The sequence below is a fragment of the Coprococcus sp. AF102-57 genome (genome assembly GCF_027686195.1).
Lineage (GTDB): Bacteria > Bacillota > Clostridia > Lachnospirales > Lachnospiraceae > Allocoprococcus > Allocoprococcus comes.
Map to the genome: position 1 here is coordinate 1 of NZ_JAQCSY010000006.1, position 14,732 is coordinate 14,732.

9 protein-coding genes and 3 tRNA genes are annotated in these 14,732 nt (G+C 43.3%); 11 read left to right on the top strand and 1 reads right to left on the bottom strand.

Going from position 1 to position 14,732, the window contains the following annotated elements; translation table 11 throughout:
• The first annotated feature begins 65 nt into the window (after positions 1-65).
• From PGZ10_RS05135 to PGZ10_RS05180, 10 genes are all read left to right on the top strand, one after another.
• Positions 66-139, top strand: a tRNA-Met gene (locus tag PGZ10_RS05135).
• Between the two features lie 19 nt (positions 140-158).
• A tRNA-Phe gene (locus tag PGZ10_RS05140) sits at positions 159-231 on the top strand.
• Between the two features lie 34 nt (positions 232-265).
• Positions 266-338: transfer RNA gene (locus PGZ10_RS05145), tRNA-Lys, on the top strand.
• A gap of 207 nt (positions 339-545) precedes the next feature.
• Positions 546-2,258, top strand: coding sequence for an ABC-ATPase domain-containing protein (locus PGZ10_RS05150; RefSeq protein WP_270540861.1), 1,713 nt, complete (start codon positions 546-548; stop codon positions 2,256-2,258).
• 27 nt (positions 2,259-2,285) lie between these two features.
• Positions 2,286-3,749 (top strand): D-alanyl-D-alanine carboxypeptidase family protein, encoded by a 1,464-nt coding sequence (locus PGZ10_RS05155; RefSeq protein ID WP_270540862.1) that lies wholly within the window; start codon positions 2,286-2,288, stop codon positions 3,747-3,749.
• Between the two features lie 465 nt (positions 3,750-4,214).
• Positions 4,215-7,376, top strand: coding sequence for an isoleucine--tRNA ligase (ileS, locus tag PGZ10_RS05160; RefSeq protein WP_270540864.1), 3,162 nt, complete (start codon positions 4,215-4,217; stop codon positions 7,374-7,376).
• A 38-nt stretch (positions 7,377-7,414) separates the two neighbouring features.
• Complete coding sequence (locus PGZ10_RS05165; RefSeq protein ID WP_117835326.1) at positions 7,415-9,883, top strand: glycogen/starch/alpha-glucan phosphorylase; 2,469 nt, start codon at positions 7,415-7,417, stop codon at positions 9,881-9,883.
• Positions 9,884-9,924: 41 nt separating this feature from the next.
• Entirely contained in the window at positions 9,925-10,824 is a 900-nt protein-coding gene (locus PGZ10_RS05170) for a SpoIID/LytB domain-containing protein (RefSeq protein ID WP_270540865.1), read from the top strand.
• Between the two features lie 43 nt (positions 10,825-10,867).
• The gene (locus PGZ10_RS05175) at positions 10,868-11,644 is read left to right on the top strand and encodes a M23 family metallopeptidase (RefSeq protein ID WP_270540867.1); all 777 of its coding nucleotides are present in this window, start codon (positions 10,868-10,870) and stop codon (positions 11,642-11,644) included.
• 45 nt (positions 11,645-11,689) lie between these two features.
• Positions 11,690-11,947 carry a GIY-YIG nuclease family protein gene (locus PGZ10_RS05180; RefSeq protein ID WP_173689179.1) on the top strand — a complete coding sequence of 86 codons (258 nt, stop codon included), beginning with the start codon at positions 11,690-11,692 and terminating at the stop codon, positions 11,945-11,947.
• Positions 11,948-12,062: 115 nt separating this feature from the next.
• Here the strand turns inward: PGZ10_RS05180 and trhA are convergent, their stop codons facing one another.
• A complete protein-coding gene (trhA, locus tag PGZ10_RS05185) occupies positions 12,063-12,713 on the bottom strand; it encodes a PAQR family membrane homeostasis protein TrhA (RefSeq protein ID WP_270540868.1) in 651 nt (216 codons plus the stop codon).
• 328 nt (positions 12,714-13,041) lie between these two features.
• Here trhA and PGZ10_RS05190 point away from each other — a divergent pair, with 328 nt between their 5' ends.
• On the top strand, positions 13,042-14,637 hold the full coding sequence (locus tag PGZ10_RS05190; protein ID WP_270246425.1) for a DEAD/DEAH box helicase: 1,596 nt from the start codon (positions 13,042-13,044) through the stop codon (positions 14,635-14,637).
• The last annotated feature ends 95 nt before the right edge of the window (positions 14,638-14,732 follow it).

A 14,732-nucleotide genomic window follows, 5' to 3' on the forward strand; every position in this document is an offset into this window, starting at 1 on the left:
CGGTGGTTCGAATCCACCTCCGCCCATTGCATATTTAGAAAAAATGTGCTATAATGAGATATCATCGCGGGATGGAGCAGTCTGGTAGCTCGTCGGGCTCATAACCCGAAGGTCGTAGGTTCAAATCCTGCTCCCGCAATTCACACATTAGTGTGTATGCCCAGATAGCTCAGTCGGTAGAGCAGAGGACTGAAAATCCTCGTGTCACTGGTTCGATTCCGGTTCTGGGCACTGTCTTCGAAAGAAGGCAAGCTGTATAACAGATGGAGCATTAGCTCAGGTGGTAGAGCACTTGACTTTTAATCAAGTTGTCCGGGGTTCGAATCCCCGATGCTTCATGATTTAGAAGATGTAAATCCTGTATAAATTGGGTTTACATCTTTTTTCGTTTTATAGAAAATTTAATATGCACCAAGTAAATTTTTGCTAGTAAAATAGAATGATATCAGGGTCAAAAGGTCAGAAAGCCGATGCAAGCTTGCCTGCAAGAGGATTTTTGACATCTTGACCCCAACATCATAGAATTTGATAAGAGGGAGCAGGATATGAAATCAGCAGCAGAATTAGAAAAAAATTTGATGAGTATCAATCGAAGAAGCTATCCAGCTTACAAAGATTTGATAGGAAGCTATCAGTTTCAGGGATACCAGCTCAATATCGATCATGTACAAGGAGATCCATTTGCTTCTCCGTCAAAGCTGAGTATTCAGGTAAAGAAAATCCAGGCAGGATTTCCAGAAGAATATTATAAAGAAGAACACAGAAGAATTGCACTTCAGGATTATCTGACAAGACAATTCGGAAAAGCTGTTTCCAAATTCATTTTCCAGGCAAAGGGTTCCGGGAAAAGTGGATTGATTGGGATAAGCCACTGTGGACAGGAGGTTCTGGACAGGACTGCATTTGAAATTAAGGATGGAGATCTTCTGGTACGGTTTGAAGTTGGATTTCCGGCAAATGGACGGACGATCAATGCATTTGAACTGAGGAAGATTTTGTTTGAGTATCTTCCGGAAATAGTTGACAGATCTTTATATTATAAGAACCTGAATCAGCAGGAAGTGAAAAAGTGTATAGAACTTGCGGAAGATCAACATTATATAAGAAGAGAACTGACAAAGCGGAGACTTATTGCATTTGTGGCAAATGGTTCTATACTGCCAAGAGAAAGCGGTGTATCACAGAAGCCTATGAAAGGTGCAATTGCTTTTGAAGCACCGGAAAGTATGGAAGTAGAGATGGAACTTCCACACCGGGGTAAAATAAAAGGAATGGGAATCCCGGAAGGAATTACTTTGATCGTGGGTGGAGGATATCATGGGAAATCAACACTTCTGAAGGCACTTGAACAGGGAATTTACAATCACGTCGCCGGAGATGGAAGAGAATACGTGATTACTTCGGATACTGCGATGAAGATCCGGGCCGAGGACGGAAGATGTGTATCCCATATCAATATTTCACCGTTTATCAATGATCTGCCGAATAAGAAAGATACAGTAAATTTTTCCACAGAGGATGCCAGTGGTTCGACTTCGCAGGCTGCAAATGTGGTAGAAGCGGTACAGTCAGGTGCAAAATGTCTTTTGATCGATGAAGACACCTGTGCGACGAACTTTATGGTCAGGGATGAGCTGATGCAGGCTGTTGTATCCGGCGAACAGGAACCGATTACACCATTTACTCTTCAGGCAGGTAACCTGTATCAAAAGCAGGGAATTTCTATTATTCTGGTGGCCGGAAGTTCTGGATCTTATTTTTACATTGCTGATCATGTGTTGCAGATGGATAATTACCGAACGTACGATATCACAGAAAAAGTGAAAACGGTGATTGGTGAAAAAAGTGAGACCGGAGAGAAAAAGGTTCCGGTTGATGTAGATGTCTTATTTGATAAAGATCATCACAGAAGCTTAAAGGCCGGAAAAATGGAAAAGAAGAGAGATCAGGTGAAGATAAAACAGTTTGGTAAAGATTCATTTTCTATTGGAAGAGAAAATGTGGATCTGAAATATGTAGAACAAATCCTGGATGCAGAACAGACAACGGCATTAGCGTACTGCCTGAAGAATCTGCTGGAAGAAATGGAACGGAAGGAACAGGATGTTGATCTTTGCGTGGAAAAGCTTTGGAGTCAGATTAAGAAGCAGGGTCTGGCATCCCTTTGCAAAGGAAGTTATGTTTCTGTAGCGATGGCACAGATCCGTAAACAGGATATTTACGCATGCCTGAACAGATATCGGGGATTTATCGGATAAGATTAAAGAATTTGGAGGAGAAGATCCGTGAGGAGATGGAAGAAAATTTTAAGTGCATCGCTGGTGGCAGTGATGGTTGGAAGTCTTGGAATGACCGCATTTGCAGAAGATACATCAGTAAATGAACCAATTGATACAACGGTCAGCAATTATAATCTGACAGAGGAAGAGACTTCCGGAAAAAATCAAGAAGAAATTGAAGCCTTGCAGAAGCAGAAAATCAATGAAGTAACACAGCAGGCATATGATATGAAGATTGCCAGCAATGAGCTGGAGAACTGGCCGGAAGGACCGGCTACTTACGGAGAGGCTGGGATTGTCATGGAGGCAAAAAGCGGTGCGATCCTTTATGCGAAAAACATTGACGGAAAGGCTTATCCTGCCAGTATTACAAAGATTTTAACGGCACTTGTCGCATTGGAAAACGGCAATCTTGATGACAAGATCACGATTACACAGAATAGTGTGGATTGTGTAGCAGAGGGGGATGCTTATATCGGAATGATCGCGGGGGAGGAAATTTCTTTAAATGATGCGCTTCACGCACTTCTGATGGCATCTGCAAATGAAGTTGCTTATGCGATTGCTGAAAATGTGGGTGGTTTAGGATATGATGGCTTTATTGCAAAGATGAATGAACGCGCAAAAGAGCTGGGAGCAGTAAATTCTGATTTTGAAAATCCGAATGGGCTGAATGCGCAGAACCATTATACGACGGCACGTGATATGGCACTTATTACACAGGAACTGCTTGAAAATCATGAAGAATTCAAGACGATTGCCCAGACACAGCAGTATACGATCGGTGCAACCAATCTGGTAAATCAGGCGAGAACCTTTCAGCAGAGTGATCTGATGTTTTACGAGGGAAACGACTATTATTATCCAAAGACAATAGCCGGAAAAACCGGTTATACGGATGAAGCACTTAACACACTGGTATCCTGTGCAGCAGATGACAATCTGGAGCTGATCAGTGTTGTCTTGAAGACACATGGGAAAAATGTATACCCAGACTCCGTCAATTTACTGGAGTATGGATTTAATAATTTCGCAAAATATACGATTGCGGATTATGAAGACTCCGCAGATTTTAAAGAAATTGATCCGAATGCATATGTTGTACTTCCGGAAAATGTAAATTTCCAAAGCCTGGATTACGAAATTACGCAGGATGACACGAACAGCAGCACCGGAACAGTAACTTATACTTATCAGGGCAATCCGGTCGGAAAAGCAGCTGTGACATTAAGTGATGAATATCTGCAGAAGGATAACACAGAAAATGAAGCACAGGTGTCCGGCGATAAGTCAGACAGTGAAACACAAAAGCAGGCTCAGAGTACAATACCACGAGAGGTAATCCTTGTAATCTGTGTGATTGCAGCAGTACTCATTCTTATTATTGTATGGAGGGCTGTTCTGAAACATTTGAGAAAGAAGAAAGTGGAAACAAACAGAAAGCGCAGAAGAGAAGTTGACAAAGATTAACGTCTGGTCAGTCAAATATAAGGAAAGAATCACGAAATCCCGCAGAACCCCTTGACGAAGCAAGGGGTTCTTTATTATAATAACCTAGAAATGGTGAAAAAAGATCAAAAGACATTGACGAAGACAGTAAGGTTTATTTGAAAGGTAAAGCGAACCGGAGATGGTGGAAGACCGGTGCAAGTAGGGTAGATCTGAACATCACTTCCGAGTTGCAGTAACTGAAAGCAATCTGGCGAGTAAGTTCTGACGGTTATTTCCCCCGTTACAGGAAACTCATATGCTGGTATGCAGTAACAGGTGGTTAACGATGTACAGACTTTCGTCCTTTTACGGGTGAAAGTCTTTTTTAATTTTGCAGGAAATTCCAAGTACTTCCTGCAAAATTAAGGGCACTACATGCCGGGGCACATTTTTCTATATACCCAAAAATGCATACAAAGTCATTGATTCAGAAAGGAGCTTATCATGGCTAAGTACAAAAAAGTGGATACAGACCTGAAGTTTGTAGACAGAGAAAAAGAAGTTGAAAAATTCTGGAATGAAGAAGATATTTTCAAGAAAAGTATGGAGAACCGTAAAGAAGGAGAAACTTATACTTTCTACGATGGACCTCCGACAGCAAATGGAAAACCGCATATCGGACACGTTCTTACCCGTGTAATCAAAGATATGATCCCGAGATACCGTACAATGAAGGGCTACATGGTTCCGCGTAAGGCAGGATGGGATACTCACGGACTGCCGGTAGAGCTGGAAGTAGAAAAGCTGCTCGGCCTTGATGGAAAAGATCAGATTGAAAAATATGGTGTAGAACCATTTATCAATAAATGTAAAGAAAGTGTCTGGAAATACAAAGGAATGTGGGAAGATTTCTCTTCTACAGTAGGTTTCTGGGCAGATATGGAAAATCCATATGTTACTTATGATAATAACTTTATCGAGTCTGAATGGTGGGCTCTGAAGAAAATCTGGGATAAGGGACTCCTTTACAAAGGATTTAAGATCGTTCCGTATTGTCCACGTTGTGGAACACCACTTTCAGCACAGGAAGTTGCACAGGGATATAAGGACGTCAAAGAACGTTCTGCTATCGTTCGTTTCAAAGTGAAAGACGAAGATGCATACATCCTTGCATGGACAACCACACCTTGGACTCTTCCGTCTAATATCGCACTCTGCGTAAACCCGGAAGAAGATTACGCCAAAGTAAAATGTGCAGACGGATATACTTATTATATGGCATGCGCTCTGCTTGACACCATTCTTGGGAAATTTGCAGAAGAAGACAAACCGGCATACGAAGTTCTGGAAACTTACAAAGGAAAAGATCTGGAATACAAAGAATATGAACCGCTTTACCAGTGTGCATATGACTGCGCAGCAAAACAGAAAAAGAAAGCATTCTTTGTTACCTGTGATGATTATGTAACTCTGACAGATGGTACTGGTGTTGTTCATCTGGCACCAGCATTTGGTGAAGATGATGCGAAAGTAGGACGCAAATATGACCTTCCATTCGTACAGCTCGTTGACGAGAAAGGGGATATGGGCGAGACAACTCCATTTGCAGGACTTTTCGTAAAGAAAGCAGATCCGGAAGTACTTAAAGATCTGGATGCTCGTGGACTGCTCTTCGATGCTCCGAAGTTTGAACACAGTTATCCACACTGCTGGAGATGTGATACTCCACTGATCTACTATGCAAGAGAATCATGGTTCATCAAGATGACAGAAGTTAAAGATGACCTGATCGCAAATAACAATACTATCAACTGGATCCCGGAAAGCATTGGTAAAGGACGTTTTGGTGACTGGCTTGAAAATGTTCAGGACTGGGGTATCAGCCGTAACCGTTACTGGGGAACTCCACTGAATATCTGGGAATGCGAATGCGGATGCCAGCACTCGATCGGAAGCATTGAAGAACTGAAATCCATGTCAGACAACTGCCCGGATGATATCGAGCTTCACCGTCCATATATTGACGATGTAACAATCAAGTGTCCGAAGTGTGGAAAACAGATGCACCGTGTACCGGAAGTTATCGACTGCTGGTTCGACAGCGGATCCATGCCGTTTGCACAGCATCACTATCCATTTGAAAATAAAGAAGTATTTGAACAGCAGTTCCCGGCTCAGTTCATTTCTGAAGCCGTCGACCAGACAAGAGGATGGTTCTATTCTCTGCTGGCAATTTCAACCCTGATCTTCAACAAAGCACCATACCAGAACGTAATCGTTCTCGGACATGTACAGGATGAAAATGGTCAGAAGATGAGTAAATCCAAAGGAAATGCGGTTGATCCGTTTGATGCTTTGGAGACATACGGTGCAGATGCGATCCGCTGGTATTTCTATGTAAACAGTGCACCGTGGCTGCCGAACCGTTTTCATGGAAAAGCGGTTATGGAAGGACAGAGAAAGTTCATGGGAACACTCTGGAACACCTATGCATTCTTCGTATTGTATGCCAATATTGATGATTTTGATGCAACAAAATATGCACTTGAATATGACAAATTATCTGTAATGGATAAATGGCTCTTGTCAAAACTGAATACACTGATCAAGACAGTAGATAATCATCTTGCAAATTACCGGATTCCGGAAGCTGCAAGAGCACTTCAGGACTTCGTAGATGATATGAGTAACTGGTATGTAAGACGAAGCCGCGAACGTTTCTGGGCAAAAGGAATGGAACAGGATAAGATCAATGCTTACATGACTCTTTATACAGCACTCGTTACTGTATCAAAGGTTGCAGCACCGATGATCCCGTTCATGACCGAAGAAATTTATCAGAACCTGGTAAGAAGCGTAGATGAAAATGCTCCGGAAAGTATCCACCTTTGTGATTATCCGGTTGCAAATGAAGCTTATATCGATAAGACTCTGGAAGAGAACATGGATGAAGTCCTGAAGATCGTTGTAATGGGACGTGCATGCCGTAATACAGCCAACATCAAGAACCGTCAGCCGATCGGAAAGATGTTCGTAAAAGGTGCTTCCGATCTGCCGGAGTTCTATCAGGATATCGTGACAGATGAGCTGAATGTAAAAGAAATCGAACTTACAGATGATGTTCGTGCATTTACTTCTTATACATTTAAACCACAATTAAAGACAGTTGGACCAAAATATGGTAAATTGTTAGGTGGAATCAAGAATGAACTCAGCAATTTGGACGGAAATGCTGCTATGGACGAACTGAATGCGACAGGTGTTCTGAAGCTTCAGGTAAATGGACAGGAAATTGAACTTGCAAAAGAAGACCTTCTGATCGACATGGCACAGATGGAAGGATATGTATCTGAGAGTGACTATGGTATCACCGTTGTACTGGATACAAACCTGACAGAAGAACTTCTGACGGAAGGATTTGTACGTGAGATCATCAGCAAGATCCAGACTATGCGTAAGGAAGCCGGATTTGAAGTTATGGATAAGATCAAGGTAACTTACGACGGAAGCGAAAAGGCAGAAAAAGTATTTGCAGAGTATGCAGAGCAGATCGGACAGGAGACACTTGCGGTAGCAGTTGAAAAGGCTGAACCTGCAGGCTATGTGAAAGACTGGAAGATCAACGGTGAAGCTGTAAATATGGGCGTAGAAAAGCAGGGAGAATAATCCCTGCCGCTGCGCAAAAATGAGAAGGGAATATAGGCATGTACAGTAAAAGATTTGAAAAAGAAACTTTTAAAAATGATGTGAAAGAAAATGTGCGGACACTGTATCGTAAAGAGATTGAAGAAGCAACTCCGCAGCAGATTTTCCAGGCAGTATCTTATGCAGTAAAAGAAGCAATTGTAGATGACTGGCTTGCGACACAGAAAACATACGAAAAAGAAGATCCAAAGACCGTATATTATATGTCAATGGAATTTCTTATGGGACGTGCACTTGGCAACAACCTGATCAACATGACTGCATATAAAGAAGTAAAAGAAGCCCTTGATGAGATGGGCATTGATCTGAATGTGGTAGAAGATCAGGAACCGGATGCGGCACTTGGTAATGGTGGTCTTGGACGTCTTGCAGCTTGCTTCCTGGATTCACTTGCATCTCTTGGATACGCAGCTTACGGCTGTGGAATCCGTTACCGCTACGGTATGTTCAAACAGAAGATCAAAGATGGCTATCAGGTAGAAGTGCCGGATAACTGGCTCAAAGATGGCAATCCGTTTGAAATCCGCCGTGACGAGTATGCAAAGGAAGTCCGTTTTGGTGGTACCATTCGTGTACAGTATAATGAACAGACCAAGAAAGAAGATTTCATCCAGGAAAATTATGAATCCGTACTTGCTATTCCATATGATATGCCGATTGTAGGATATGGCAACCACGTAGTTAACACACTGCGTATCTGGGATGCACAGGCAATCACAGACTTTAAACTGGATGCATTTGACAGAGGAGAATACCATAAAGCGATCGAGCAGGAAAACCTTGCAAAAACGATCGTAGAGGTTCTTTATCCAAATGACAACCACTATGCAGGAAAAGAGCTTCGTCTGAAACAGCAGTACTTCTTTGTATCTGCCAGTCTTCAGGTTATGCTTGAAAAATATAAAAAGAAACACAAAGATGTACGCAAGCTGTATGAAAAAGTTACGATCCAGATGAACGATACTCACCCAACTGTAGCAGTTGCAGAGCTGATGCGTCTGCTCATTGACCAGGAAGGTCTTGGATGGGATGAAGCATGGGAAGTAACAACAAAGACGGTTGCTTACACCAACCATACGATCATGTCAGAAGCACTTGAAAAATGGCCGATCGATCTGTTCTCAAGACTGCTTCCGCGTGTATACCAGATCGTACAGGAAATTAACCGCCGTTTTGTAGAACAGGTTCGCCGTATGTATCCGGGCAATGAAGATAAAGTCCGTAAGATGGCTATCCTGATGGACGGTCAGGTAAGAATGGCACATATGGCTATTATTGCAGGCTACTCCGTAAATGGTGTTGCAAGACTTCATACAGAGATTCTGAAACATCAGGAATTAAAAGATTTCTACGAAATGATGCCGGAGAAATTCAACAACAAGACCAATGGTATCACACAGAGAAGATTCCTTCTTCATGGAAACCCGCTGCTTGCAGACTGGGTAACAGACCACATCGGAGACGGCTGGATCACAGATCTGTCCCAGATGTCAAAATTAAAACCGCTTGCAGATGATCCGAAGGCAAGAGCAGAATTTATGGATATCAAATACAAGAACAAAGAACGTCTTGCAAAATATATTCTGGAACACAATGGAGTAGAGATCGATCCGAGATCTATTTATGATGTACAGGTTAAGCGTCTTCATGAATATAAGAGACAGCTTCTTAATATTCTGCATGTAATGTATCTGTACAACCAGATCAAAGAACATCCGGAGATGTCCTTCTATCCGAGAACATTTATCTTTGGTGCAAAAGCTTCCGCAGGATATGTCCGTGCAAAAGAGATCATCAAACTGATCAACTCTGTAGCAGATGTGGTAAATAATGACCTGAGCATCAATGGAAAGCTGAAAGTCGTATTTATCGAAGATTACCGCGTATCCAACGCAGAATGGATCTTCGCGGCAGCAGATGTCAGCGAACAGATTTCTACCGCTTCCAAAGAAGCTTCCGGAACAGGTAACATGAAGTTCATGCTGAACGGTGCACCGACACTTGGAACTATGGATGGAGCCAATGTAGAGATCGTAGAAGAAGTTGGAATTGAAAATGCATTTATTTTCGGCCTCAGTTCTGACGAAGTTATCAACTATGAGAATAATGGCGGATATAACCCGCAGGAGATCTACTTCAATGACTGGGATATTAAGAGAGTCGTTGACCAGTTGATGGATGGAACTTATTCACATGGTGACCATGAGATGTTCCGCGACCTGTATAATTCACTTCTGAATACACAGGGTGGAGACAGACCGGACAGATACTTTATCCTGAAAGACTTCCGCTCTTATGCAGAAGCACAGAAGAAAGTGGAAGAAGCTTACAAAGATCCGGATCGTTGGGCTAAGATGGCACTTCTGAATACAGCAAGCTGTGGTAAATTTACTTCAGACAGAACCATTCAGGAATATGTTGATAATATCTGGAAACTGGATTATGTTACAGTTAAACCAGAAGCATAATCAGTCAAAACCTCTCATACAGTGGTATGGGAGGTTTTATTATGCGAAAATACTTCAGACAGGCAGGCTATTTTGCTGCCATTCTTATATTACTTCCGTATGTGGTTACGATTCTGCTGAATGGCAGAAGCAGTTTGGCGCAGGACAATGGGACAAGCCCGTATGTGACCGTAAAAAGTGACGAAAAGAACAGAAAAATTTCACTGGATGAATATGGGATCGGGATTCTGGCTAAAGAAATTGAGGGAGATGCGGAGGAGGAAGCGTTAAAGGCACAGGCAGTGTTGATCCGGACCAGCATTTACAAAAGCATCCAGGATGAGGGCACCAGCACTGTCCTGACGAAGGAATACTGGACCAGGCAGCAGATGGAGAGCAACTGGGGAGCAGATCATTATGGAGAATATTATGAGAAGATGAAAGCTGCGTGGGATGAGACAAGGGGACAGGTTCTGATGTATGACGGAAGGCTGATTCTGACACCGTATCACCGGTTAAGCAACGGAAAAACAAGGTCTGGAAATGAAGTGTTTGGTTCGGAAGAGTATCCGTATCTTCAGAGCAGGGAATGTCCCGAAGATGTGGAGGCAAAAGAGGAGATGACAGTGTCCATGATCCAGGGAAGCGACATGGAAGTGACAGGAACAGACAGTGCCGGGTATGTGACAGAGGTCCGTTGTGGCAGTGAAACAGTAAATGGTGAAGAATTCCGGAGAACCTACCATCTTGCCTCGTCATGTTTTGCGCTTCAGGATTATGACGGGAAGACAAGGGTTACGGCAAAGGGAATCGGGCACGGTCTTGGGATGAGCCAGTACACGGCAAAGAAGATGGCAGAGGAAGGAAAATCCTGTGAAGAAATTCTGCAATATTTTTTCACTGATGTCAGTCTGGAAGAGGTCACGGATATTGTGATCGAAAAAAACGAAAAGGGAGAATAAGTTAGTCAGTTTCTGGCAAAAATATTGTCAGAGGTGATAAAATATGAATAAAAAGCAGCAGTCCTCTAATAAGAGGAGAAAAAGAGCGTCGATCGGTCTTGCGGTCTGCTTTGCCGCTGCTATTGTGCTTACAGGAGCCTATACATGGAGAAATTACCGGGCAAATGTGAAGGATGAGCAGGCAAAGATCGAGGAAGAACAGCAGGCGAAAGAGGAAGAAATCAAAAGAAATACGGAAGAGACAACCAGTATTGCAAAGAAAGCGCTGGAAGATGAAGAACCTGTGACAAAAGAGGACAGCCAGGCTGCAAATACGGCAGTAGATGGAAGTACAGAGAACCGGATGGATACATGGGAGACGGACAGCACGCAGACCGCAGGAACGGCAATGAACCTGAATTTCGGGGAGGACAGCCAGCTTCTGTGGCCGGTGGACGGCAATGTGCTGATGAGCTACAGTATGGATAAAACCGTATATTTTTCTACATTGGACCAGTACCGATATAATCCGGCGATGATCATATCCGGTGCGGTGAACGATAACGTGATCGCAGCAGCACCGGGTCTTGTAAAATCCATTGATAACTTTGCGCAGACAGGAATCACGGTGACACTGGATATGGGGAATGGCTACGAGTGCATGTACGGACAGCTCAAGGAAGTGCAGGTGAAAGTCGGTGATTATCTGGAAGCGGGAAATGTGATCGGATATCTGGAGATTCCGACCAAGTATTACAGTCTGGAAGGCTGCAATCTGTATTTCGAGATGTTAAAAGATGGTCAGCCGGTCAATCCGATGGACTATCTGGCTGAAGAATAAGAGCAGAAGAAAGGAAGAGGGGCTTTTTGGTCCCTCTTTGAAGCAATGAATTATACATATATTTTAAAATGCAAGGATGAAACATTATATACTGGGTGGACGAATGATATTGAGAAGCGTCTGGAAGCGCATAATGCCGGGAAAGGCGCAAAATACACCAGATCCCGGAGACCGGTAGAGCTGGTATATCTGGAACAGTTTGAGACGAAGGAAGAGGCGATGCGGCGGGAGTATGCGATCAAGCATATGACGCGGAGGGCGAAGCTTGGACTGGTGATGAACTATAAAGAGACGGGGCAGTAAGGCATGAAACAGGAGAAGCAGATTAGCTTCTCCTGTCGGCATTTTGTGCAGAATAAAAAATTACTTTCGCAGCTTTAGTGGGGCGAGATTTCTGGATTTTTCGAGGATGCAAGGTTTACAATAAAGAATACATTACAACAAAGTGGCATGCACTTCCGCCCATCACGAAGAGGTGGAAGATTTCGTGGCTGCCAAAATTCTTATGCTTATTGTTGAAAATCGGAAGCTTCAGTGCATAGATCACACCGCCGATTGTGTAAATGATTCCGCCGGCGAGAAGCCATCCGAATTCTGTACGTGTCAGATTGTTGAGGATCTGACTGAATGCGAGGACACAGATCCATCCCATACTAATGTAGAGGACGGAGGATACCCATTTCGGGCAGAATACCCAGAACCCTTTAATAATAATTCCGGTGATTGCAATACCCCATACAAGTGCGAGCATGATAAGTCCGGTTCTGCGTTCCAGTACCAGCAGGCAGATCGGTGTGTAGCTTCCGGCGATCAGTACGAAGATCATCATATGGTCGATCTTTTTCAGGATCGTGTTGACACGTTCGGAAAGATCAAAGGTATGGTAGGTTGTGCTTGCGGCGTATAAAAAAATCAGGCTGATTGCATAGATTGCAAGCGAGATCAGGTAAATCCGGCTCGGTTCGTGGGCTGCTTTTATTAAAAGTGGAAATGCGGCGAAAATTGCCATCAGCATGCCGATAAAATGTGTGATTGCACTTCCTGGATCTTTAATATGTTTCTTTTTCATCACAAATCCCTCCTTAGAGATGAATAATTAAAACCATTACATGTAGTAATCAATACTACATTAAGTATATGAGTATATTATACCGTTTATGCATAAAATGCAAGTGAAAATTGACTTTTTAAAAATTATTTGTTAGAATATAACGCGAATGTTACGATGCTCTTTACTTGTATTGTCACCAAGTAAGGAGTTTTTTATTGTGCATTGCGACGGATAAGGAAGTTGGCGCAAGCGACCGCCGCAGGCGTGAGAATGCGCCCCGGCAGAGTTTATATGATGGAGTTTAAGGTCATATTTGTAATTGGTATTGTAGTAGAAAGGATAATGGATGGAAACAGTTAGATTTGAAGAAATGGGACTTTCGGAAGAGATTCAGAAAGCAGTAAGATACATGGGATTTGAGGAGGCTTCACCGATTCAGGCAAAGGCAATTCCGGCAATGATTAGCGGGATCGATTTGATCGGGCAGGCACAGACCGGAACCGGTAAGACCGCAGCATTTGGAATCCCGATTCTGGAAAAGGTAGACCCGAAGCTGAAAAAGCTGCAAGCGATCGTTCTCTGCCCGACCAGAGAGCTTGCAATCCAGGTGGCAGACGAGATCCGCAACCTGTCCAGATATATGCATGGAATTAAGGTTCTGCCGATTTACGGAGGACAGGATATCGTAAAGCAGATCCGTTCCTTAAAGAGTGGAACACAGATCGTCATAGGAACTCCAGGGCGTGTGATGGACCACATGCGCAGAAAGACGATGAAGCTGGATTTTGTACACACGGTTGTGCTTGATGAAGCAGATGAAATGCTGAATATGGGATTCCGTGAGGATATCGAATTTGTATTAAGTGGTGTTCCTGAGGAGCGCCAGACCGTGCTTTTCTCAGCAACCATGCCGAAGCCGATCATGGAGATTACGAAGAAATTCCAGAATAACGCAAAAGTGATCAAAGTTACAAAAAAGGAACTGACTGTTCCGAATATTGAGCAGTATTATTATGATGTAAAGCCGAAGAAGAAAGAGGAAGTTCTTTCCAGACTTCTTGATATTTATTCACCAAGGCTTTCGGTTGTATTCTGTAATACGAAGAAGCAGGTGGATCTTCTGGTAAATGCACTTCTCGGACGCGGATATTTTGCGGCAGGACTTCACGGGGATATGAAGCAGGAACAGAGAGACCGCGTGATGCAGGGCTTTCGGACCGGTAAGACAGAGATCCTGATAGCAACGGATGTGGCGGCCCGTGGAATTGATGTAGATGAAGTGGAAGCAGTATTTAATTATGATCTCCCGCAGGATGATGAATATTATGTACACCGTATCGGGCGTACCGGACGCGCAGGACGCGAAGGAAGAGCATTTTCTTTCGTATCAGGAAAAGAAGTTTACAAACTGAAAGAGATCCAGAGATACTGCAAGACGAAGATCTATGCACAGAAAGTTCCGTCACTGAATGACGTTGCGAATACTAAGATGGAAAATATTCTGGATGATGTGGAGCGTGTGATCGAGCAGGAAGATCTGGACATGATGATCAATGCCATCGAAGAACGTGTCAATAATTCTGAATTTACAGCAATGGATATGGCGGCTGCATTTTTAAAGATCTGCTGTGGAATGACAGAGGATAACAAAAATACAGAGGAAAATGACTGGGAATTTGGAGATACCGGTGCAGGTGAGGACGGAATGGTACGTCTGTTCATCAATATTGGAAAGAAGCAGAGAGTACGTCCGGGAGATATTCTTGGTGCAATCGCCGGGGAAAGCGGAATGGATGGAAAGCTGATCGGAACGATTGATATGTATGATAAGTATACATTTGTTGAGGTGCCGAGGGAATATGCCCGTGAGGTACTGAATGCGATGAAGAATGTGAAAATTAAAGGGAAGACGGTGGCTGTGGAGCCGGCGAACCAGAAATAGGAGGTCGAGCCAGCTCGAATGCGCTGCGCTACTTCTCGCTGTAGGCTGTCGCCTAATAGGGATAAATAGAAGAGCCCCTGGAAGAATGAATAAAT